At 42.0% G+C, this 23,066-nt stretch carries 24 protein-coding genes; 4 read left to right on the top strand and 20 right to left on the bottom strand.

Annotated features, from left to right (window positions below; translation table 11 throughout):
• From AACY61_RS00265 to AACY61_RS00250, 4 genes are all read right to left on the bottom strand, one after another.
• The coding region (locus AACY61_RS00265; RefSeq protein WP_339609024.1) for an L-histidine N(alpha)-methyltransferase at positions 1 to 864 on the bottom strand (864 nt) is incomplete at its 3' end.
• A gap of 5 nt (positions 865 to 869) precedes the next feature.
• Positions 870 to 2,021 carry an ergothioneine biosynthesis protein EgtB gene (egtB, locus tag AACY61_RS00260; RefSeq protein WP_339609022.1) on the bottom strand — a complete coding sequence of 384 codons (1,152 nt, stop codon included), beginning with the start codon at positions 2,019 to 2,021 and terminating at the stop codon, positions 870 to 872.
• Positions 2,022 to 2,034: 13 nt separating this feature from the next.
• Entirely contained in the window at positions 2,035 to 3,252 is a 1,218-nt protein-coding gene (locus tag AACY61_RS00255) for a bifunctional alpha/beta hydrolase/OsmC family protein (RefSeq protein WP_339609020.1), read from the bottom strand.
• 240 nt (positions 3,253 to 3,492) lie between these two features.
• Positions 3,493 to 4,281 (bottom strand): hypothetical protein, encoded by a 789-nt coding sequence (locus tag AACY61_RS00250; protein ID WP_339609018.1) that lies wholly within the window; start codon positions 4,279 to 4,281, stop codon positions 3,493 to 3,495.
• Between the two features lie 391 nt (positions 4,282 to 4,672).
• Here AACY61_RS00250 and AACY61_RS00245 point away from each other — a divergent pair, with 391 nt between their 5' ends.
• Positions 4,673 to 5,950: an amidohydrolase family protein gene (locus tag AACY61_RS00245; protein WP_339609016.1), complete on the top strand. Its 1,278-nt coding sequence runs from the start codon at positions 4,673 to 4,675 to the stop codon at positions 5,948 to 5,950.
• A 148-nt stretch (positions 5,951 to 6,098) separates the two neighbouring features.
• Here AACY61_RS00245 and fabD read toward each other — a convergent pair whose 3' ends face one another.
• From fabD to AACY61_RS00200, 9 genes are all read right to left on the bottom strand, one after another.
• Positions 6,099 to 6,983 carry an ACP S-malonyltransferase gene (gene fabD, locus AACY61_RS00240; RefSeq protein ID WP_339609014.1) on the bottom strand — a complete coding sequence of 295 codons (885 nt, stop codon included), beginning with the start codon at positions 6,981 to 6,983 and terminating at the stop codon, positions 6,099 to 6,101.
• Between the two features lie 67 nt (positions 6,984 to 7,050).
• Positions 7,051 to 7,851: a fructosamine kinase family protein gene (locus tag AACY61_RS00235; protein WP_339609012.1), complete on the bottom strand. Its 801-nt coding sequence runs from the start codon at positions 7,849 to 7,851 to the stop codon at positions 7,051 to 7,053.
• A 245-nt stretch (positions 7,852 to 8,096) separates the two neighbouring features.
• Positions 8,097 to 8,219: a hypothetical protein gene (locus AACY61_RS00230; protein ID WP_339609009.1), complete on the bottom strand. Its 123-nt coding sequence runs from the start codon at positions 8,217 to 8,219 to the stop codon at positions 8,097 to 8,099.
• Between the two features lie 184 nt (positions 8,220 to 8,403).
• Positions 8,404 to 8,814 carry a hypothetical protein gene (locus AACY61_RS00225; RefSeq protein ID WP_339609007.1) on the bottom strand — a complete coding sequence of 137 codons (411 nt, stop codon included), beginning with the start codon at positions 8,812 to 8,814 and terminating at the stop codon, positions 8,404 to 8,406.
• Positions 8,811 to 9,236 (bottom strand): GreA/GreB family elongation factor, encoded by a 426-nt coding sequence (locus AACY61_RS00220; RefSeq protein WP_339609005.1) that lies wholly within the window; start codon positions 9,234 to 9,236, stop codon positions 8,811 to 8,813. Before AACY61_RS00220 ends, AACY61_RS00225 begins: the two co-directional genes overlap by 4 nt.
• 75 nt (positions 9,237 to 9,311) lie before the next feature.
• Positions 9,312 to 10,592: a Glu/Leu/Phe/Val dehydrogenase gene (locus AACY61_RS00215; RefSeq protein ID WP_339609002.1), complete on the bottom strand. Its 1,281-nt coding sequence runs from the start codon at positions 10,590 to 10,592 to the stop codon at positions 9,312 to 9,314.
• A gap of 4 nt (positions 10,593 to 10,596) precedes the next feature.
• Entirely contained in the window at positions 10,597 to 10,758 is a 162-nt protein-coding gene (locus tag AACY61_RS00210; RefSeq protein WP_339609000.1) for a hypothetical protein, read from the bottom strand.
• A gap of 197 nt (positions 10,759 to 10,955) precedes the next feature.
• Positions 10,956 to 12,284, bottom strand: a complete 1,329-nt coding sequence (locus AACY61_RS00205; RefSeq protein ID WP_339608998.1) for a sigma-54 dependent transcriptional regulator — start codon at positions 12,282 to 12,284, stop codon at positions 10,956 to 10,958.
• 1 nt (position 12,285) lies between these two features.
• Entirely contained in the window at positions 12,286 to 13,368 is a 1,083-nt protein-coding gene (locus tag AACY61_RS00200) for an ATP-binding protein (RefSeq protein WP_339608996.1), read from the bottom strand.
• 863 nt (positions 13,369 to 14,231) lie between these two features.
• On the opposite strand from AACY61_RS00200, the gene AACY61_RS00195 reads away from it, so the two are divergent.
• Positions 14,232 to 14,618 carry an ankyrin repeat domain-containing protein gene (locus AACY61_RS00195; protein WP_339608995.1) on the top strand — a complete coding sequence of 129 codons (387 nt, stop codon included), beginning with the start codon at positions 14,232 to 14,234 and terminating at the stop codon, positions 14,616 to 14,618.
• A 296-nt stretch (positions 14,619 to 14,914) separates the two neighbouring features.
• On the opposite strand, the gene AACY61_RS00190 is transcribed toward AACY61_RS00195, so the two are convergent.
• From AACY61_RS00190 to AACY61_RS00160, 7 genes are all read right to left on the bottom strand, one after another.
• Positions 14,915 to 15,793: a dihydrofolate reductase gene (locus AACY61_RS00190; RefSeq protein ID WP_339608993.1), complete on the bottom strand. Its 879-nt coding sequence runs from the start codon at positions 15,791 to 15,793 to the stop codon at positions 14,915 to 14,917.
• A 17-nt stretch (positions 15,794 to 15,810) separates the two neighbouring features.
• Positions 15,811 to 16,242, bottom strand: coding sequence for an energy transducer TonB (locus tag AACY61_RS00185; protein ID WP_339608991.1), 432 nt, complete (start codon positions 16,240 to 16,242; stop codon positions 15,811 to 15,813).
• Between the two features lie 21 nt (positions 16,243 to 16,263).
• Complete coding sequence (locus AACY61_RS00180; protein WP_339608989.1) at positions 16,264 to 17,115, bottom strand: thymidylate synthase; 852 nt, start codon at positions 17,113 to 17,115, stop codon at positions 16,264 to 16,266.
• A gap of 173 nt (positions 17,116 to 17,288) precedes the next feature.
• Positions 17,289 to 18,983: a nucleoside transporter C-terminal domain-containing protein gene (locus AACY61_RS00175; RefSeq protein ID WP_339608987.1), complete on the bottom strand. Its 1,695-nt coding sequence runs from the start codon at positions 18,981 to 18,983 to the stop codon at positions 17,289 to 17,291.
• A 12-nt stretch (positions 18,984 to 18,995) separates the two neighbouring features.
• Positions 18,996 to 19,619 (bottom strand): bifunctional nuclease family protein, encoded by a 624-nt coding sequence (locus tag AACY61_RS00170; RefSeq protein ID WP_339608985.1) that lies wholly within the window; start codon positions 19,617 to 19,619, stop codon positions 18,996 to 18,998.
• Between the two features lie 83 nt (positions 19,620 to 19,702).
• On the bottom strand, positions 19,703 to 20,671 hold the full coding sequence (locus AACY61_RS00165; protein ID WP_339608983.1) for an electron transfer flavoprotein subunit alpha/FixB family protein: 969 nt from the start codon (positions 20,669 to 20,671) through the stop codon (positions 19,703 to 19,705).
• Between the two features lie 52 nt (positions 20,672 to 20,723).
• Positions 20,724 to 21,470: an electron transfer flavoprotein subunit beta/FixA family protein gene (locus tag AACY61_RS00160; RefSeq protein WP_339608981.1), complete on the bottom strand. Its 747-nt coding sequence runs from the start codon at positions 21,468 to 21,470 to the stop codon at positions 20,724 to 20,726.
• A gap of 216 nt (positions 21,471 to 21,686) precedes the next feature.
• Between AACY61_RS00160 and AACY61_RS00155 the strand changes: the two genes are divergently transcribed.
• Positions 21,687 to 22,664 (top strand): pyruvate dehydrogenase complex E1 component subunit beta, encoded by a 978-nt coding sequence (locus AACY61_RS00155; RefSeq protein ID WP_339608979.1) that lies wholly within the window; start codon positions 21,687 to 21,689, stop codon positions 22,662 to 22,664.
• 106 nt (positions 22,665 to 22,770) lie between these two features.
• Positions 22,771 to 23,066 (top strand): carboxypeptidase-like regulatory domain-containing protein (locus tag AACY61_RS00150; protein WP_339608977.1); only part of this gene is annotated, 296 nt, incomplete at its 3' end.

Raw genomic sequence — 23,066 nt, 5'->3', positions numbered from 1 at the left:
TTCTTCTGCTAAAGCATCAATTTCAGAAATCCGGTATTTTTTTGAAATTTCGGTGTGAATAGCTTCATAAGCATCAAAGTGCACTTCAAAACCTTCTGAAAAACGCACAGTTTGCTTTTTAAGACTTATGAGTTGGCTGGAAGTTAAACCGCTCATGGGGTTGTAAAACGGAAAATGATCAAAAGCCGAAACTTCAAAGTTAGCACCCAACTCACTGTTCATCCGCTCTAATAAATTCAGATTGAATGCTTTGGTGATCCCTTGATTGTCGTCATAGGCTTTAATAATTTTTCGCGGGTTTTTGACTAAATCAAAAGACATCAGGATAAAATCGTTGGGACGAAGTTGACTTTTAATAAATTCAAACAATTCAAGGGCACCTTCTTTGGTGTAATTACCAACATTTGCGCCCAAAAAAAGCACTAACCTTCCCTTTTTTCCAGGCGCTATAGTTTTATAGGTCCGGAAGTAATTTCCGGGAATTCCTGACCATTGAAGGCCTTTTACAAAGGGTTCAATTTGCTCCCTGTTTTCATTTAAAATGTTATTGGAAATGTCCAATGCATTATAATCAAGGGTGTCAAAAAACGGTTTCAACTGTTTTAAAAAATACTTCGTTTTGCTGCCATCACCGGCTCCTAACTCCACCACTTGAATTGCTTTATGTACAGCTGAAATGTCTTTTGCAATCAACCTGCTTTTTGTTTGAATGATCTGTAATTCACTAGCCGGTAAATAATAGGCTTCATGGCGCATGATTTGTTGGAACAGTTCATCACCTCTGGAATCATAAAAGAAACGTGAGGATAATTTTTTTGGTTGTTGAGACAGTCCGTTTTTTACGTGTTCTAAAAATGTTTCCATAGTGTTTATTTCTTTACCAATCTAATACCTGAAAAAATCCACCTGGAAGCCGCATGAAAAAAGTTGCGATAGGTGTGCCTTTCATGACCTTTTGGGGTGGCATGTGAGGCACCACGCAATACCATTTGGTTTATCATAAACTTACCGTTGTATTCACCCAGGGCACCCGGGGCTTTTGTGAAACCCGGATAAGGAAGATAGGCCGAATGAGTCCATTCCCATAATTGTCCCCATTTCAATTTGCTTGCTGCTACCTCCCATTCAAATTCGGTGGGCAGGCGCATTCCTTTCCATTCGGCAAATGCAAATGCTTCATACATCGAAATGTGCATTACAGGCTCTGCCGGGTTTAATTTTTGCAAGCCGTTGAAGGTGTATTGCTGCCACTCATTATTTTTATTATGCCAATAAAGCGGACTTTTTATTTGGTTGTCTTTTAAAAAATGCCAGCCTTCATCATGCCAATAATTGAAGTTTTCATAGCCTCCATCTTCTATAAATTCAAGATAGGCTGCATTGGTGATTAATTTATTGCTAATTTCAAAAGCTTGTATATAGTGTTTGTGTTGCGGCATTTCGTTGTCAAAATAAAATGAATTACCGGCATTACCGATGGAATAAACCCCTTCTGTAAATTCAATCCATTCGTGGTTATATTCTTCTTCTTCCAACTCAAAAAAACGACCTAAAGCAGGGAAGGTGGGTTGGGTGCCCAAAATATACTTGATGTCGTATATCAGAAGCTCTTGATGTTGTTGCTCATGGTTGATGCCAATTTTTATGAGTTTCAACATTTCGGGAGTATCATTATGATCGAGAAGTTGCAACACTGCCCGGGTCACATATTGACGGTATTCAAGTATTTTCTTTACACCCGGGCGCGTCATAAATCCGCGTTGATCCCGTTGTGTTCGTTCCCCGAGATTGTTGTAATAGCTATTGAACAAAAAGGCAAAATCAGGATGAAACTCTTTGTAGTTGCTATTGAATTTTACCAGAACAAATTGCTCAAAAAACCAGGTGGTGTGTGCTAAATGCCATTTGGGTGGCGAAACGTTGTTCATTGGCTGTACCACAAAGTCTTCTGATTCCAAAGGTTCACAGATTTCCTCTGTACGCTTTCGGGTTTGTTCAAATTGCTGTTGTAATGATTTCATTATTCAATTATTTTTATTCCAATCCTGAAGGGTTTTGACTTGTATCCACCAGTGTTTCAATGTTTACACCTGCCATTAAGGATTTATTAACCGGGCATTTTGCGGCTATTTCTAATAAACGTTGTTTTTGTTTTTCATTCAAATTACCTTCGAGACTTATCATTTTGGTGATGGTTTCTATTTTTTCATTATCTAAAGTGTCTCTCACAAAACTCATATGTGTATACACCTCTTCCAGCGGCCATTTTTTGCGTTCGGCATAGAGTTTTAGAGTCATATTTGTACAGGCTCCCAGCGCTGCCTGAAGCAGTTCAAAAGGTGCAAAGCCAGCATCATCTCCACCTACATTGAGGGGTTCGTCTGCCACCAAGGTATTTCGGCCATTGGAAATATGTGTTGTAAAGCCATTTTCCAGATCCAGATGAGCGACTACTTGTGATTGATGAGGCTTCAATAGCACACGTTCTTTAAAAACATTCAAATATCTGTCTGCCCAGGTGGCAATTGAACGTGCGGCATACAGACTGTCTTCTTTTTTTGACAGTAAATGGTCAGCTCCATCCAGGCTGATAAAGCTTTTGGGATGATGAGCTAATTGGTAAATTTTTGCAGCATTTTCAATACCTACTATTTTATCTTGAGGAGCGTGCAAAATCAATAGGGGAATTCGAAGTTTAGGGATGATTTCTTTAGCGTCGTGCTTCTCCAAATCATCTAAAAAATGTTTTTTAATTTTAAAAGGCCTTCCGCCAATTGAAAGCGAAGCTACGCCTTTTTGTTGGATTTCCTTTTTTCTTTCCCCCAAAAGGTGAGTGACGTGAGTAACATCTGCAGGGGCCCCAATTGTCACTAGTGCTTTGATATTGGGTAGTTCACCGACAGCCATCAAAGCAGCTGCGCCGCCCAGCGAATGGCCAATGAGCAAAGTGGGCGCTTGATAATTAATTTTTAAAAAGGTGTTTACCGTGATTAAGTCTTGCAGGTTGTGGCTAAAGTTTGTGTCGGCAAACACCCCGTCACTTTCCCCCAAACCTGTAAAATCAAAACGGAGTACCCCAAAACCGTGTTGAGTGAGTTCATTGCTGATGGTTCTCACTATGGATAATTGACTGCTGCAGGTAAAGCAATGTGCAAAAACAGCATATTGATTTACTTTTTTATCGGCCGGTATTTCAAGGGTGGCGTGGAGGGTTTCTCCGTTTGAATTGGGAATGGCTATTTGGGTTTTCATAAATTTTCTTTCGAGATGAACAATATTGCATTACTAATTAATAACTAAACCATAACCTAAACATCTGGTAATGGTTATCAGAGTTCAAATGAACTAATAATCAATGTAAGAACATTACACCTAACGAGTTCAATGACACCATTTTTGATTTTCAATGTACTTTTGTTTTGAGACAGAATTCTTTTAAAATCCCTGATCATTGATGAAAAGTCATTCTTGTAACTCTAAGAATTCAACAATTTAGGTTTGTGAAACTACCCATTGCGTGATTTCACCTAAAAATACAAAAATATTTTGATGATTGGCTTCAGCTAATCCCAAAACAGCGCCCTTCCATTCACTGCTTATTATCCACCTGCCGATGGTGAGTTTAGAAACTGAGTCATAATTGATTTTATGATCATTTAGGCCATAGGCTGAAAAATAAAAATAGCCTTCATTTATCATATCATCAGCCATCGCCCACCCAAAGCCAACGGCTATTTTGTCATTTAATTCCATATAAATTCCGGTGTCAAAATGATGAGGCCAAATCCTGATTTCTGCGGTTTTATTGAGATGGGTTGCCAGTAACGCACAAGTTTCATTTGCCAAATGCCGGTAGTGTATCCAAAGGTCAAGTTTAGAGGCGTTCCATTTTTGAAAACCATCTTTCTTAAACCCATAATTTGGGATTTCATAGTGCATTGGTTTTAATAATTCCTGTGCATCAAGCTGAAGGGATTTAGATAGATGGCCGGCCATTTCTTTTTCAAAAATTGGCTGTGTTTTACCAATTGTTGCGAAGTTTGCAATAGTTTGATAGTGTTTATTTACCAGCATAATTTGTTGCGTCTGTAAATCGAGCCCCGGAATTAAAAGTTCACTTTTGATCGTTGCCCACCTCCCCCAAACCTTCCTTCCAATATAATCAAAGCTCAAATTGGTATGGCTGTCGTCAACCTTTTGAGTGACAAAAGTGCGGTTAAACTTTGCAATGACTTGCGACAGCTGATGGATTTGTTGATCTATTTCATTGTATTCTTTCATAATAAATTTTTCATCATAGCTGCAATTTAAAGATTATTTCGTTAGTTCGTTTGATTATAAATTCCTTACACCTTTACGATTGTTATTGAATTATCAAATCGCCAACTGCATCTCATGATGCTGCTCATGCATTTTTAAGACATCAGCTCGCCGCCCCACTGGTGCACGATGGCATCTTAATGCTGTTGCAATTCTTTTGACATCTGAATGTACTAAGCAATCCTTGATAAAAACACCTTGTTTTAGAATAGAAAATAGGATTTTGGCTTGATGCCACTAACATTCAATTATTCTTTCGCTGGATTAAAAATGCTTGTTTTCAAAAAAACCTTTATCTTTATTTTTTGTCCAACTAAATCTTAAATTCCGCCCGTGGCGGTATATGAAGCTTATGAAAAAATTTCTCTCCCTTTTACTCTTTGCTTTTACAGCAGTAGCCTTTGCCCAAAACATGTATATCCATTGTGGTAAACTCATTGACAGCCAAAACGGCCGGGTGCTCACTGAAAAGACCATTGTTGTTTCCGGCAATACCATTTCAAGTGTTTTAGATGGCTATGTCAACCCAACCAATTCAACCGACAAAATTATCGATTTAACAAACAAAACGGTCATGCCCGGGTGGATTGATATGCACGTGCATATTGAGTCTGAGACCAGCCCCACAAAATATCTGGAAGCCTTTACACTCAATGAAGCTGATGTTGCTTTTAATGCACAAGAAATTGCTCACCGCACCTTGATGGCCGGTTTTACCACCGTGCGGGATTTGGGAGGCAGCGGGGTGAATGTCTCTCTGCGGAATGCTATCAACAGTAAAAAAGTAACCGGACCACGTATCTATACTTCTGAAAAATCACTGGCCACCACCGGCGGCCACGCCGACCCCACCAACGGTCGAAAGAAGGACCTGATGGGTGATCCGGGGCCCAAAGAGGGCGTGGTTAACAGCCTTGAAGACGCCAAAAAAGCCGTTCGTCAGCGGTATAAAAACGGTGCCGACTGGATCAAGATTACCGCCACCGGCGGGGTGTTGAGTGTCGCCAAGAGCGGTTCCAATCCGCAATTCTTTGAAGATGAGATTACTGCTATCGTGACTACTGCCAGGGATTATGGGATGCAAGTGGCTGCCCATGCCCATGGCGACGAAGGCATGCAACGCGCCATTAAGGCCGGGGTGAAAACCATTGAGCATGGTACAGAAATGAGTGCAGCAACCATGGACCTGATGAAGAAACACAACGCCTTTTATGTGCCCACCATTTCAGCCGGGAAGTATGTGGCTGAAAAGGCCCAGGTTGAGAATTTCTATCCTGCGATTATTGTTCCCAAGGCCTTGGCTATTGGTCCGCAGATTCAGGCTACTTTTGGCAGGGCTTATAAAACAGGGGTCCCCATCGCTTTTGGAACCGATGCGGGCGTGTTCCCACACGGCGAAAATGCCAAAGAATTTATCTATATGAATCAGGCCGGAATGCCGGTGATGGAAGCCCTGCAATCGGCGACAGTGACTAATGCCGATTTACTGGGAATGAAAGGCAAGCTGGGGGTGATTGAAGCCGGGTATCTGGCAGACATCATTGCTACCAATGAAGATCCTACCCAAAACATCAATACCGTTGAAAACGTGGTGTTTGTAATGAAGGATGGGGTGATTTATAAAGATTGATGGGGTTGACTTAGGACTTCAAGACGTAAGACATAAGAATTTAGATGTGAGACATTAGACTTGAGACGGGATTTTTCCCGCAGATTGCGCTGATTTTCACAAAATATAACCCTCTCGGGGATTTAAACTCTGAGAGGGTTGTTTGTTTTTATTCAAATTTTGCAGTTTCAGTCACGGCGTCTTTATGGATTTTTTTGACGAGGCCCTGCAATACGTTTCCGGGGCCTACTTCGATAAATTTAGTGGCACCGTCGCTCACCATGTTTTGGACGCTTTGAGTCCATTTGACCGGAGCGGTGAGCTGAAAGATCAGGTTCTTTTTGATTTCCTCAGGGTCGGTTACGGCAAAGGTGCTTACGTTTTGATAGACGGGGCACATGGGCGTTGCAAAAGGTGTGTTTTCAATGGCTTTGGCCAATTCTTCACGTGCGGGTTCCATCAAGGGTGAGTGAAAAGCACCACCTACAGGGAGCAATAATGCCCGTCTGGCACCGCGTTCTTTCAGTCGTTCACAGGCTTCTTCCACAGCTTTTACTTCACCTGAAATCACCAATTGTCCTGGGCAGTTATAATTGGCGGCTACCACTACACCATCCACAGCTGCGCAAACGGCTTCCACCACTTGATCTTCCAAACCGAGTACAGCTGCCATGGTGGAGGGTTGCATTTCGCAGGCTTTTTGCATCGCCAAGGCACGTTTGGAAACCAGGGTCAGGGCATCTTCAAATTTCAGGCACTTATTGGCTACCAAGGCTGAGAACTCCCCTAAGGAGTGTCCCGCCACCATATCGGGTTTGAACGAATTTCCCAATACTTCGGCAAGTATCACCGAATGCAAAAAGATGGCCGGTTGGGTGACTTTGGTTTCTTTGAGTTCATCGGCGGTGCCTTCAAACATGATTTTGGTAATATCAAATCCCAGAATTTCGTTGGCTTGCTGAAAGCGTTTTTTTGCGATGTCTGAGTGGTCGTAAAGGTCTTTGCCCATTCCGGAAAATTGGGCGCCTTGTCCGGGGAAAATATATGCTGTCATGGATTTAATTTTTAAGATTCAAAGTATCATTCATTATTCAAGCTTCGTACAAAAATACTAAAATAATTCAGGAATACTTCTTTAGAACATTGTTTACAAGGTTGAAGTAGCTGCTGCCAAAAAGGTTGAGATGCACGAGCAAATAATAGAGTTGCCAGAGGTCTGTTCGGGTTTTCCATTTCTTTTCTAGCGGAAAAGCTTCATTATAAGCATTAAACACTTCATTCGAAAACCCACCGAAGAGCTGCATCATAGCGAGATCCATTTCGCGGGAGGCAAAACATACTGCGGGGTCTATGAGACAGGGGGTGCCGTTTGCATCTGTCAGACTGTTGCCGTTCCACAGATCGCCATGGAGCAGGGCAGGGGGCTCATTGGGTATTTCCTGCTGAAGGTTGTCATAAAACCCATCGAGCTTATGAAATACATAGCCCTTTTCTGTAGCCAGCTTCAATTGCGGTTGCAGGCGGTTTTCAATATAAAATTCAGCGGCAGAAGTATTGCTGTTGTTGTATTGCAGCAGGCTGCCGATGTAATTGTTGTGGTCCAAACCAAAAACAGGCGCAGTATGCTGGTGCAGTTGGGCCAGCGTATGTCCAAAGTCTGTGGCATAATTGGTTTTTTCAGGACCCGGGGCGATGTATTCCATCAGCAGGAAGGCCTGTCCTTCAGTTTCGCCATGGCTGACGACTTCAGGGATGCGAAAGGTTTGGGTGTTTTTGAGTAGTTGCAATCCACGGGCTTCAGCTTCAAACATGTTGGGGAATTCGGATGAATCGTTGGTTTTAAGGACAAAATTACCCTGATCGGTATCAAGAAAATAGACTTGGTTGATATCTCCTCCGTGAAGAGGTCTAAGATTTAGCACATAGAGCTGTAGTAGTGCTGCAAGATTATGGATTCTAGTAGGGTTGATGACTTTAGGTATTTGATTAGGTATAAAGATACTTTATATTGGAAGAAAGGTTTTAAGCTTATCAGTTTAAAAGTGCTTTTTTAGTAGTAAACTGTTTTTAAAAACCAGAATTAAACACATTTATGTTGAATAATAAAGCCCTTTAACCATATAGGTTACAAGGGCTTTCCTTAAAAATGAAAACAATAAGTAAGCTATTAAGCGGTTCTGGATTTTCGCTTTTTCATTTTCTTTTCTTCCAGTTTTTTCAAGATTTTTTCTTGTTTTTTATCTTTTAAACTTGTTTTGGGTTCTTTCATACCCTTTGCTTTTTTAGCCATGGTTTTTTGAATTTAATTTTAATAAAATACCTTATTATAAACGCTCTCTGAAGCCGGCCGGTAAAGCACGGGAAGGCATCTGAGCATGATTTAGTCAATTTGAAAAGCACACCCGTAGTGCTTTTCCAACTCATGGAAGATTAAAAGGATTATTTTATGAAAACAAATTTGCATGGTTGTGGGTCTAAATAAATTTTTGTAAACCGCTATTCAAGTAGGTCATCAGTTCTTTTTTCAAATCGCGGTAGTTTGAAAAATGAAGTTCAATTTTTGTTTTGAATTTGTTGATATCGTTCAAATAGTAATTTTCACACTGCAAGTCATCACATTCCTTGATTCCTTCCGTTTTGTAGTTCAGGTGGTTCAGTTCTTTAATCAAGGCGCGGTGTTTCAATTCAAAGTCTAGTAAGTTGGCATTGTGCTCCTGAGTGCTGTAGAAATCGGTTTGCAGTTTTGAGATCAAATCTGAAATGAAAATACCGTTGAAAAACCGTATTTCAAATTGAATGAACTCTGCCTCTTCAAACCACCGGTCTAGGTCCTGTTTAAAGAACAGCATTTGAATGTCGATTTCGTCGTGATGTTTTTGGATCATGATACTATCTGTTTATGGATTGATGTTGTGTGTTTTAGTTTTTGTACTTGTTTGATTTTAAATTTACTCAGTCCGGAAGGGAATTGCCACTCTATTTCATCCCCGGTAGAATAGCCAAACAAAGCTAGTGCCATCGGCGACAAAATAGAAATCTTATCACGTTTTAAATCCCTTTCATCCGGACGAACAATTTGATAGGTTTTTGTCACTTCAAACGGGGTTTCAATAGTGACCTGACTATTAAACCGAACTACATCCTCGGGCATATCATTTTCATTACATATTTTGACCGTTTTGAGTTCGTTTTTTAGAGTCCCTATGGCTCGTTTAAAAATGGGGGCATTGTCATAATGTGCTGAATCCAATAAATTCAGGAGTTTTTTATGTTCCTTTTTCTCTATCAGTAAGTTTTTATACTTCATGGTTCTTATTTTTATAAACGAATACAACCCTTTATTTAAAAACAAAGGGTTGCATCGCTTTGTTTTGTATTTTTATTATGGGAAAATCCCTCTTTGGATATAAGCCGTTTCTATTCTAGCAATAGCCAGCATATAAGCCGCGGTTCTCCAGTCTACGTCCTTTTCATCCACCATTTTTTCTACTTTAAGGAATACTTCGGTCAGTTTTTTCTGAAGTTTAAGCATAACTTCATCCAGTTGCCATAACTCACCGTTTCTGTTTTGCAGCCACTCAAAGTAGCTGCCTATCACGCCTCCGGAGTTACACAAAATATCAGGTATAATGGTAATGCCTTTTTCAAGTAATATCGCCTCCCCTTCATTGTCTGTGGGACCGTTGGCACCTTCTGCAATCAGGGGCGCATTGATTTTATGAGCATTGGCCGCTGTAATTTGATTGCCCAGTGCTGCAGGAATCACCACATCACAGGGAATGGCAAAAAAATCTTCGGGCTCCATTTCTTTTGCCCCTTCAAATCCTTTGATGGATCCTTTTCTGGGTTTACTGTGTTCAAACAAATCGTTTACATCAATGCCCTCTAAATTGAATAGCGTGGCATGTGCATCCTGAACGGCAATGAGTTTGGCTCCGTCCTGTTCCATAAAACGTGATACCCAATGGCCCACGTTTCCAAACCCTTGTACAATAAAAGTTTTTCCCTTTAGGGTTTCTCCTTTGCTTTCGTGCCACAATTTGATGGTAAGATAAACCCCATAACCCGTTGCTCTATCACGGCCTTCCAAACCACCCGAGCCCACCGGCTTCCCGGTAACAACGTGCTGGTTCTGCGAGCGCTCTGATGGATTTTTAGTGGACATATAGGTGTCTGCTATCCAGGCCATGGTTTGTTCATTGGTGTTTACATCAGGCGCGGGAATGTCGTGTTCAGGCCCTATGTTTTCCCCCAGTGCATAGGTGAAACGGCGCGTGATGCGCTCTAGTTCGCCCATCGAATAGTTTCTGGGGTCTATTTGAATGCCTCCTTTGGCACCACCATACGGCAATCCGGCCAAAGATGTTTTCCAGGTCATCCACATAGCGAGGGCTTTGGCGGCATCCACATCTACTGTTGGGTGGTATCGCAAACCACCCTTATAAGGTCCTAGGGCATTGTTGTGCTGCACCCGGTAGCCTGTAAAGACTTCGACCTTTCCACTGTCCATCTTCACGGGAAAGTGCACAATAATTTCGTTATTGGTAATCCCTAGTATTTTTCTAATGTTGGGATTCAAATGCATGGTATCTGCCGTTTTATGGAATTGCTCCATAACGTTTTCATACATTCCTTTTTTCTGTTGTTCTGCTGTTGCTATCATGTTTTTATTTGTAATGTTCACAAAATTGTTTGTTTTCTGAAAGCCAGACGCAATTGAACCTGAGGTCACAGGCTACACACAACCCCAGTTTCATTTCCTGCTTTCGCTGTTGTCCAGTCGAAACAGAAGGTTCTGCTTCGACCTCTAAAGATGGAAGTACATTCATTTTTTTAAATTATTAGTTTTCAAAATACGTATGCCATCTATTTGTCAAACAGTATGCCCAATGCATTTAATTTTTCGCGAATTAACATAAACAACTGATTTACAATAAAATACAAATTAAAAAGTAAAACAAAGGACTTCCTGAACCGGGGAAAAATGCCCCGTTCGGGGAAGAATGTAGCGATTTAAGAGGAGTACTTATTTCAGTTTTTGGCGTAGGGTCTTTCGATCGATACCGAGGATTTCAGCGGCTTTGGTTTTGTTGTTGTCCACGCTGGCGAGCACATTTTGAATGTGTTTCTTTTCCATTTCGCGTAAGCTTAATTGCCCGCCTTCTGCCTCAGGCATAGGGTATTTAATGTGTTGAGGTAGGTGGCTGACATCCAGGGTTGTATCACACATAATCAGGGCGTGCTGTAAGGTGTTTTCGAGTTCGCGTACATTTCCTGGCCAGTCATACCGTAGGAGAATTTCTTTCACTTTCCCCGTCATACTGACTCCCGTTTTACCATACTCCAGACTGTATTTTTTCAGGAACTGGGCGGTAAGAGGCATGATATCGTCCTTGCGGTTGCGCAAGGGAATGGTGGGTATGGTCACCACATTGAGCCGGTAATAGAGGTCTTCCCTGAATGTGTCGTTTTGAATGAGTTGCTTGAGATTGATGTTGGTAGCCGCAATCACCCGCAAATTGATTTTAACCGACTTTCTGGAGCCCACTTTTCTCACTTCCCGTTCCTGCAGTACTCTAAGCAAGCCGGTTTGGACGGCTGCCGAGGCTGTACCGATTTCGTCTAAAAAAATGGTACCCCCTTCTGCTGCCTGGAAAAAGCCTTCACGCGACTGTTCAGCACCAGTGAAAGCGCCTTTTTCATAACCAAATAATTCGGCTTCCAGTAAATTCTCGGGAATGGCACCACAGTTGACTGCGATGAAAGGGTTGGCCGCAAACGCCCCTTTGTAATGGATAGCACGTGCCACGAGTTCTTTTCCGGTACCGCTTTCGCCCTGTATTAAAATGGTGGCCCGGTTGTTTTTCACCCGCTCAATGATATCTGCAAGTTCTTTCATTTGTTTAGAAGCGCCTATCATACCAGCATACATCATGGGGTGTTGACTGTGTATTGTGCCGGTTTTTGCTGAAGCGGAAGGGGCTATTTTATCAAGTGATTTGGATATGGCACGGCTGAGCTCGTCTTTGGTAAAGGGTTTGACCAGATAGTCAATCGCACCGGAACGCATCGCATCGACCGCTCCATCTACAGACGGATAGCCGGTGATGACCAGCACCGGAATCTTTGGGTAATGTTCTGAAACATATTTCACGAGTTCCAACCCGTTAATACCGGGCATTTGCAGGTCGGTAACCAGGAGGTCTATTTTACTGTTACTGAGTATTTCAAGTGCATCGGTAACCGACTGTGCCTTGTATGAGTGGTAATCCAGAGCTGTGAGGTTGCGTTGCAAGACTTCCAGTAAATCATAATCATCATCGACAAGCAGTATGTTTTCTTTCTTTAAAGCCATATTAGTTTTCTATTGGAAATGAAATTCTAATAATCGTTCCATTGGGTGAATTGGGAAGGATTGTAATTTCTCCCTGATGGCTTTTAACAATGCCATGTACTACACTCAAGCCCAAACCGGAACCCTGACCCGGCGGTTTGGTGGTAAAAAAGGGTTCAAATATTTTTGTGCGGATGCTTTCAGGAATGCCCTGACCCTGATCGGCAATTTCCAGTGCAAACCGTTGATCTTCGGTAAAAGCAATTACGTTAATGACTGAACCTTCCGGCGAGGCATAGATGGCATTGATCATCAGGTTGAAAAGCACTTGTATAAACTGAACCCTGTCGAGCTTCAAGGCCAACTGCTCGTTTTCAAACTTCAACACACAGTGGATACCTGCTTTTTTGAGCGTGGGACCTAAAAATGTCAACGCCTCCTCCACAAGGGGTTTGACTTTGGTTATTGTCCTGTTCTGGGGCATTTCGCAGGTAAAGAACATCAGTTTTTTGACGACCTCCCGGGCATACAGGGCCGATTTGATTATTTTGTTGATGTCTTCTTTACGGGATGTTTGTGTCTCCAGCAATTCTGCATATCCCAGTATATTGGCCAGGGGAGTATTGAGTTCGTGAGCAATTCCCGCCGTGATTTCACCCAGGATAGCAAGGCGGTCAGTGCGTTCCACACGCTGATTGAGCAAACGCTCCTTTTCTTTAGCCTGCTGGATGTTGAGGAAGGTTGTTATCTCGGATGCTATTTTTTGTAAAAGTAGTTTTTCTTCTTCCAAAAAGTGAGTCTCTGAAAAGCTATCGGCTGGGTAATGTACTTTGATGTATTGATGACTCTCAATTTCAGTTTCCAGGGGGCAAACCAAAAAAACAGTCTGTTTGGGCAACTTTTGGGACAGCAATAGGGTGTTTTTGCAATTGATTTCTACCAAAGCTTTTTCCGGGTATAGCCAAGCTTCCTTAATGACGGGAAGTATTTTTGACAAAGTATCTTCCAGGGTGCCTGTGTGAGCCGACAATATGCTCGAGATACTGTACAGGCATGAGAGTTCCTTAATGCGTTCTTTGAGTTTGTCTTCAGTTGAAATGGCCATGATCATGGTAAAATAAATCAACATCAAAGATACGAAAGAAGTTTGGGGTTTGGAATTATTGAATTTGCTTTAAAATATACCAAAAAAAGAGCCCTAAAACGAATATTTTTTAGAGCCTTTTTCAATGCAGGCTTACATATATATTTGTCCTCCTCTTCCTCCAATTGGTAGTGGCGGCATAACTTAGTTGTCACTACAACAGGCAATGGGTTCAAGATAGGTATCTAGTGCTTGCGTGGTATATGAAATAATCCTTCAAATTAAAAAATATTTTCATTTTTTTGAATTTAAAATTGAATATAGGTTTTGCAGGCCGGGATTTTAAACCGACTTACATTCGTTGCAACAAACGTGAATCAGAAGGCGTCCCAACAGTTGAGAAGTGGGCGTTTCAAAGAGTGTCAGATTCTTATTTCTCTTCAGGAACCTTTGGCTGCCTTATGGTGCCTTTTTTGTAAAGAATGGATTTTTTAAACCTTTACGAACAGTGCCTCAATTCAATTCGATTCTATAACAAATAAAGGAGGTTTGATTGGTATTTTTTGGAAAGCGGCGGGAAAGCTTTTGCAAAAGAGTTTCCAAATAATTTCCATTCGTTCTTTTGTACTTTATACTTTTAATTTTACCCATAAGCTTGCCTTGGCTGTTTGCACGTTTCATAATCTGCTTTCGGAAGTTTACAATTTGGGGGTTATCAAATAGTGCATAAAATCCAATTCCTTATTGTGATCACTCAATGGCATCCCTAAAAGATTAAAAATAAGTTAAATATAAACCTTCTACTGTAACCATTCTACTTTTGCTTCGTCTTTAAAGTAATCAAATGTTTAATTTAAATTCATCATCAAATGCAAAAAACGATCATGTTATCCGTATTGGTATTGGCTTTTTCAGTACAGGCACTGAAAGCTGCTACACCAGAAACTTCACCCCAAACTTATGGGGGAACTAAGTCCTCCCAGATTATGGGAAGCGAAGACCATCCTTTACACATGGCTGTAATTAAAGGGGATTTGGAAACCGTACAACAGCTCCTCAAACAGGGCGCAGACGTCAATGAAAAGAGGAACAGTATGACCCCGGCCATGTATGCTGCCCGTTATAACCGTGTGGAAATATTGAAAGTCCTCATCGCACAGGGCGCCAACCTAAAAAGTAGATGTATGAATGGTTTAAATGCCGCCCGTTACGCCAAAATTTCAGGTGCAAAAGAAGCAGAAGCCCTCATTAAACAAGCAATGGTAAAATAATAATTTTATTTGAAACCGATTGCTTAGGTAAAGAAAGCTACGTCCTTTGTAGGGATGTAGCTTTTTTTTGTCAATCTGACTCGGGTGAGCGACTGTGTCCACCGTAACCGCCAAGGGTGGTGAAGGCTGAGTCGCATCAAAGAAAGCACACAAGAGTGAGTTGCAAGCTTTGTGTAACAGCACGTGAGCAGCAAAGATGGAATTCCTCGCTGTGCTTCGGAATGACAAAAAAAGAGGGATGAAATGACAAAAAGGAGGCTTCGGGAGATAAGCTATTACTAACTACTTTCAAAAAACTACTTCCTCACATACGTCAGATACGTAAACGCATGCTCGTGTTTTTCATCTTTGGGGTGATGCTCTTCGTTGATCACTTTCCATTTGTGGTCGTCGATGTGGGGGAAAAAGGTGTCTGCCGAAACTTCGGCGTGCACTCGGGTGAGTTCGATTTTATCGGCATACTCCAGGCTTTGTTTGTAGATTTCACCTCCGCCGATAATAAACGGTTGGTCATCTTTTTTGGCAAGTTCCAGGGCTTCCTTAAGCGAGTGTACCACCACAGCTCCAAATTTCTTATAGTTTTTGTCGCGGGTAATCACCACATGGATTCTGTTGGGCAAGGGCTCGGGAAAGGTTTCAAAAGTTTTGCGGCCCATAATGATGTGGTGTCCGGTGGTGAGCTTTTTAAAGCGTTTAAAATCATCAGGCAGGTGCCACACCAAATCGTTGTCTTTACCCAGCGCGTCGTTTTCTGCAGCGGCAGCAATGAGGGTCACGGTTTGGTTTTTTTGTGGTTTTTTTACCGGTACTTCGGGCAAAGGCATAGTGTGGTCTACGCGTTTTTGAAGTTCGTCAATGCGTTTTTGTTGCTTGGCTTTCAGCTTGTCGAGCTGTTCGTTTTCCCACTTCTTACCCATAAAACGGTTGGTGATAAATACGTTCAAAACGTGAATAAGAAAAAAGAAGGCCCAGATCAGAATGGCCCAGATGTACCAGTTTTGAACGGGTAAGTTTTTACCCACCCCCATAAACTGGTCCAGCACTATGATAAAAGCTGAACCCACAAGAAACACCACAAAATGTTGGTTGAGGCGCTTTTTTTGACGAATGCGGTCTTGGGCGTATAAAAATTGCTCTCGGTTTTCGTTTTGCGATTTGTTTTTTTGCTGACTCATGGGTGTTAGAGCTGAAGTTATTTACCAGTCTTGAAGTTAAAAGGCACTTTGTATTCAATAGCCCGGGGCTTGCCTGCCAGCATGCCCGGTTTCATTTTAGGAATGGCGAGGATGTTTCGTTTGGCTTCGTCCTTGAGTTCCTGATTCTTGCCTTCCACATTTTTGATTTCCACTTCACCTTGGGTGTTAATCATAAAGGTCACCACAATACGTTCCTGAATGTTGTTTTTCCAGGCATTGGTGGGGTAACGAAAATTGGATTGAACGTGTTGCGCCAGTTTTTGTTTGAAGCAGGCATCAGTTTTGGCAGCTTGATTACTCTCACAGCCAGGCCAGACCGGAGCGATTTCTTTCATGGAAATCTTGTTTTTGTCAACATTGCCCCAGGTTTCCTGGGCGATACCGGTGAAACTAAAGGTGAAGCAAAGCACTAAAAAAAGATATTTCATACGTTTGGGTTTTTTAATGAATTAAATAGCTACCGCTCCCTTGATATGGGGATGCGGATTGTAATCGACTAAGGTAAAGTCTTCAAAGTTAAAATCAAAAATATTTTTTACGTCGGGATTGAGTATTATTTTTGGAAGGGCTCTCAGCTCCCTAGAAAGCTGTAGCTCCAATTGTTCAAAATGATTGGAATAAATATGTGCATCTCCAAAGGTATGAACAAAGTCACCCGGCTCCAGGTCACATACTTGGGCAATCATCATTGTGAGCAGCGCATAGGAAGCAATGTTAAAGGGCACGCCGAGAAAGATGTCAGCACTGCGTTGGTAGAGTTGACAGGAGAGTTTCCCTTTTGTTTCCCCTTTAGACTCATCGGGTGGTGATACATAAAACTGAAAAAAAGCGTGGCAAGGGGGTAACGCCGCTTTGCCGTTGGCCACATTTTGACTGAAAGATACAGAAGTATCGGGCAGCACGCTTGGGTTCCAGGCAGAAACCAGCATTCGGCGGCTGTTTGGATTGGTTTTAAGGGTTTCAATCACCTGGCTGATCTGATCAATTTGTTCACTATTCCAGTTACGCCATTGATGGCCGTACACGGGGCCCAAATCACCGTTTTCATCTGCCCATTCGTTCCAAATTTTCACACCATTTTCCTGCAGGTATCCAATGTTGGTATCACCGTTTAAAAACCAAAGGAGTTCGTAAATAATGGACTTTAAATGCAGCTTTTTGGTGGTCACTATTGGGAAGCCCTTGCTGAGGTCAAAACGCATCTGGTAGCCAAATACACTTTTGGTTCCGGTACCGGTGCGGTCGCCTTTGAAGCTACCGTTTTTGAGCACGTGTTTTACTAGGTCGTGGTATTGTTTCATATTCATATTCCCACGCAGGTGGGAATCTCGTTAATTTAATGAAATACTTTAATTGAAATTCGAAAATATAAAAAAGCTTTTGAATGTGTTAGATAAGTTTGGTAATTTCTATTAAAAGTTATTAACGGGTTTTGGAGTTTCATTCTCGAGTTACCCGCCTAGGCGGATATTTATCACCCAATAATCATCCCGGCAATCGTAGCTGAAAGCAGGGAAGCCAATGTGCCTCCAATCAAGGCTTTCATGCCAAATTCTGAAAGTGTTTTACGTTGTCCCGGTGCCAGTGAACCAATGCCGCCAATCTGAATCCCGATGGAGGCAAAGTTGGCAAAACCACAGAGCATATAGGTCGCCATAATTACTGATTTTTCATAATTGAAGCTGATGAGATTGGCCGTATTTTTTAGGTCTGCCAACTGGATGTAACCTACAAATTCACTGGCCACTAACTTGATGCCCAGCAACTGACCCATCAGGGCCATGTCTTCCTGAGCCACGCCAATCAGCCACATCAGAGGTGCAAAAATATAGCCCAGTACAAACTCAAGGGAAAAGGTTTCATAAGGGGTGCTGATGGCCACCCAGTTGTTGAGGGAGGTGAGGTCTCCAATTTTTTCAAAGCCATAATTAATCATTGCGATAAAGGCGATAAATACCAACAACATAGCCCCCACATTGGCAGCCAGTTTCAAGCCTTCTGTAGTACCGTTGGCTATGGCATCCAGGATATTGGAGCCTATTTTATCTTCTGAAACACTCACCTCATTGGTGATTTCCTGGGTTTCCGGGAATAACATTTTTGAGATGACAATAGCCCCGGGAGCGGCCATTACTGAGGCGGTCAACATGTGCTTGGCATAAAATATTTTCATCGCTTCGTCCTCGCCGCCCAAAAAGCCAATATAGGCTGCCAAAACACCACCAGCTACTGTGGCCATACCACCTACCATCACGAGCAGCATTTCTGACTTGCTCATTTTTTCAAGATAGGCCTTAATCATTAGAGGGGCTTCGGTTTGTCCCAGGAATATATTTCCAGCCACCGACAAGCTTTCAGCACCCGAAATGCCCATTAAACGGGTCAGAACCCAGGCAAGACCTTTGACAACCACCTGAATAAACCCAAGATAAAATAAGACTGAGGTCAAAGCCGAAAAGAATATAATGGTGGGCAGTACCTGAAATAAAAAGATAAATCCAAAGCTTTCTACATTCATCATGCCACCCAAAAGAAATTCACTTCCGGCCTGGGTGAAATCGAGGATTTTTACAAATATTTTACCAACAAATTCAAAGGAACTTTGAATGAAAGGGACTTTTAAAACGCCTATGGCAAGCAAAAGTTGTGCGCTCAATCCAACACCAACAGTTTTCCAACGGATGTGTTTTTTGTTGCTACTCAGTAAAAAGGCCAGAATCAATAAAGCGCCCATGCCCATTACCCCGCGCCATAGACTGTCAAGTGAAAATCCGGCACTGGGAATCATTTCTTTTTGAACTGTTTCTGTTAAAGTGGTGCTGCGCTCCTCAAAAGTGTAGGTAACATTGTTTTCGGTAAACACCAGTTTGTCTTCTGTAAGCTCCTGAACACGATAGCGCCTGATAGTATCGGTAGGAGTGGTGTAAAAAAGCACCAGTAAATTGTTTTGCAAGATATAATCGCCGGAAGCACTAAGCTGGTCTTTGGCCGAAAGGGCATAGTGAAATGTGCCATTCTTGAAACTAATGGAATCAGTATCCTGATTGATTTCAAAAAGTGGGGATGATTCCTGAGTGATGGAGGTAAAGGTCCAGTCTTTTTCGATACTTTGTGCTAAGATTCCCTGAGATAAAATGAAACAAACACTGAGGAATAAAAATCTAATCATAGTCGTGAGGGGTTATTTTTCCCTTTTGGAGATTTCATCTCTGATCAGGGCAGCTTTCTCATAGTCTTCACTGTTAACGGCTTTATCAAGCATAGAGTTCAGTTCTTTCAGAGAATAACTTTTGTAGCTTTTGGAAGTTTTCTTTGTTGATTCGGTATCATCGGTCATCAATTGCTCCAGGATGGCTTGTTCGGTATCTGTTTTTCCTTTTTTCTGGGGGCTTGATTTCAGATAGATTCCTGCTTTTTCAAGTATGTTTTTATAAGTAAAAATCGGTGCATTGAAGCGAAGGGCCAAAGCGATGGCATCACTGGTCCGGGCATCGATGATTTCTTCTATTTTATCACGTTCGCAAATGATGCTGGAAAAAAACACTCCGTCCACCAGTTTGTGAATGATGACTTGCTTGACCTGTATTTCAAATCGGTCGGCAAAGCTTTTAAACAAGTCGTGGGTGAGGGGCCTGGGGGGCTTGATTTCCTTTTCAAGGGCAATGGCTATGGACTGGGCTTCAAAAGCACCAATCACAATAGGAAGCTTGCGCTCACCGTCCACCTCACTTAAAATCAGGGCGTAGGCTCCGTTTTGCGTTTGGCTATATGAAATTCCTTTAATGTTAAGTTTAACTAAGCTCATAAGTGATTCAAACCAAAAGGCTGTTTAAACAGGGCATTGCCTTACTTAAACAGCCCTTGAATAGAGGCACAATTTAAAAAAAATTATGCGTTATCGGCTTTAAATTCTTTTAATTTTTCAATGAGTTTGGGAACGACTTCAAAAGCATCGCCTACTATGCCATAATCAGCGGCCTTGAAAAAAGGCGCTTCGGGGTCGTTGTTGATAACGACCTTAACCTTGGAGGCGTTGATGCCTGCAAGGTGTTGAATGGCTCCTGAAATTCCAACCGCGATATACAAATTGGAAGCCACCGGTTTTCCGGTTTGCCCCACGTGCTCGCTGTGAGGTCTCCAGCCCATATCACTTACCGGTTTGGAACAGGCCGTGGCTGCACCCAGCACTTCGGCAAGCTCTTCAATCATCCCCCAGTTTTCAGGGCCTTTTAAACCTCTTCCACCTGATACTACAATTTCGGCATCGGCGATGGTTACTTGACCTGTGACTTTATCGACTGCTTCCACTTTAACAGTAAAATCAGCATCATTTAATGATGGGCTAAATACTTCAACGGAAGCATCAGTATTATTTTCTTTTAAACCAAAAGCGTTTTTGGAAAGTCCGATGAGTTTGACCTCATTTTTCAATTCGTTTTTGGCAAAAGCCTTATTGGTGAACACACTTGATCTCACCACAAAAGGAGTTGTGCTTTCAGGAAGTGCAACCACGTTGGCTGCAAGGGAAGCGTTAAGCTGTACTGATAGCAAGGGGGCTAAAAATTTACTATTGGCACTGCTGCTTATGATAACTACCTGAGCGTTTTCCTGCTTGGCAGCCTGAGCGATGGTATCGGCATAGGCTTTGGCATTAAACTGCTGCAGTTTGCTCTCAGATACTTCAAGAACTTTTGAAGCACCATAGGTGCCCAAATCTGAGGCAGCGCCGCCGTTAATACTTAGGGCTGTAACGGTAGTGCCAAGCTGGTCAGCAACCCCTTTGGCATAAGATGTGGCCTCCAGTGCTATTTTTTTATATTTCCCTTGTTCAGATTCTGTATATACTAGTACGGACATTGTTATAATCTTTAATTGTTTGTATAAATTCTTACATTCGTGCGCTGAAGGCTTAGATTACTTTGGCTTCATTGTGAAGCAGGTTCACCAGTTCTTCCACGTTTTCAGGGTCAACCATTTTTACTGCTCCTTTTGGGGCCGGTTTTTCAAAGAACTGAATTTCCGTGGTACTTTCAGTTGCAACAGCGTCTACTACTTTCAGTGGTTTTTGACGGGCCTGCATAATGCCTCTCATATTGGGAATGCGTAAATCACTTTCTTCTACCAGGCCTTTTTGACCTCCAATCACTAAAGGTAAGCCGGTGTTAAGGGTTTCTTTACCTCCGTCAATTTCACGGGTGGCTTTTGCGTTGCTGCCATCCACCTCAAGGCTGATGCAGGTATTTACAAAGTTTGCTCCGGTAAGAGCTGCTAGCATGCCGGGAACCATACCGCCATTGTAATCAATGGATTCACGACCTGCAATTACCAAATCATACGCACCTTCATCCATCACAGCTGCCAATTGCTTTGCTACAAAAAAACCATCGGTGGGGCTTGCGTTTACCCTGATGGCTTCATCGGCACCGATGGCCAGGGCTTTTCTAAGGGTGGGTTCGGTTTCGGGACCACCAACATTCACCACATGGACTGTAGCGCCTTGCTTTTCTTTGAACCACATAGCGCGTGTCAAACCAAATTCGTCGTTGGGATTGATAACAAACTGTACACCATTGGTGTCAAATTGGGTATGGTTACCGGTAAAATTGATTTTTGAAGTGGTGTCCGGAACGTGACTGATACAGACTAATATTTTCATTTTGACTTCTATTTATATGGATTTTTGAATAAGAACTGACAGACGTCAGTTTTGATGCTACGAAGGTACTAATCTATTTTTAATTTTATACTATGCACGCATAATAAATTTCCGTTAAAAGTTGGTATTTTATCCCACTTAAAGTGGAAATAATGCTATTTTTGCCATTCCAAAAGAAGATTTTTGGGAAATCTATTTTAATCAAGCTATAGCTATATGAAGACTATACAATTTAGAGAAGCGATTGCAGAAGCGATGAGTGAAGAAATGCGACGCGATGAAACAATCTATTTAATGGGCGAAGAAGTGGCCGAATACAATGGAGCCTACAAAGCCTCTAAGGGAATGCTGGAAGAATTTGGCGCAAAAAGGGTTATTGATACCCCCATTTCTGAACTAGGCTTTTCCGGTATTGGTATCGGTTCTGCTATGAACGGTAACCGACCCATTATTGAATTCATGACCTTTAACTTCTCGTTGGTGGGCATTGATCAAATCATCAACAATGCAGCCAAAATGCGTCAAATGAGTGGTGGCCAGTTCAATATTCCCATTGTGTTCAGGGGCCCAACAGCTTCTGCCGGACAGCTGGCAGCTACACATTCACAAGCCTTTGAAAGCTGGTATGCCAATTGCCCGGGACTGAAAGTAATTGTGCCTTCCAATCCTAAAGACGCCAAGGGGCTATTAAAGTCGGCCATCAGAGATGATGATCCGGTTATTTTTATGGAGAGTGAACAAATGTATGGCGATAAAGGCGAAGTACCTGAAGGTGAATATGTAATTCCCATTGGAGTAGCTGATATCAAAAGGGAAGGAAAAGATGTAACCATTGTTTCTTTTGGAAAAATCATCAAGGAAGCTTATGCGGCCGCTGAAGAGCTTGAAAAGGAAAACATTAGTTGTGAAATCATTGATTTGCGAACCATCCGCCCGATGGATCACAAAACCATTATCGATTCTGTAAAGAAAACAAACCGTTTGGTGATTCTTGAGGAAGCCTGGCCGTTTGGAAACATTGCAACCGAAATCACTTACCAGGTTCAGTCACAGGCATTTGATTATCTGGATGCACCCATTGTAAAAATAAATACTGCAGACACCCCGGCACCATACTCACCGGGACTGCTTAAAGAATGGTTGCCCAACAGCAAAGATGTTGTTAAAGCTGTTAAAAAGGTATTATATAAATAAATAATGTTCCTATATTTGAACTAACTTCGTCACTTATGTGGGCGAAGTTTTTTGTTTCGGAATGTTGTAAACGGGTGGAACCCTTTCAAAAACAAGATTTATATTGATGAGAGTAAAATTCCTTTTATTAGTTGTTTTGTCATTGTCTTTAAATGCCTGGTCACAAACGAAAGTGAGCGGGAAGGTGTTGGATACTTTCAACGAACCGATACCTTTTGCCAATGTCGTTTTCAAAAACTCTAATGAAGGAACTATAACTGATGAAAACGGACGATTTTATGTAGAGTCGGATGCAACCTACTCAACCCTGATAATCTCTTTTGTAGGCTATCAAACCAAGGAACTGGAGCTAGACCGCCGTACGTCTTATGACCTGGTAATCAAATTAGAGGAAGAGTCTTC

Origin of the sequence: uncultured Planktosalinus sp. (genome assembly GCF_963973675.1) — a bacterium.
Classification (GTDB): Bacteria; Bacteroidota; Bacteroidia; order Flavobacteriales; family Flavobacteriaceae; genus Planktosalinus.
This window is presented reverse-complemented; position numbering and strand designations above follow the sequence as displayed.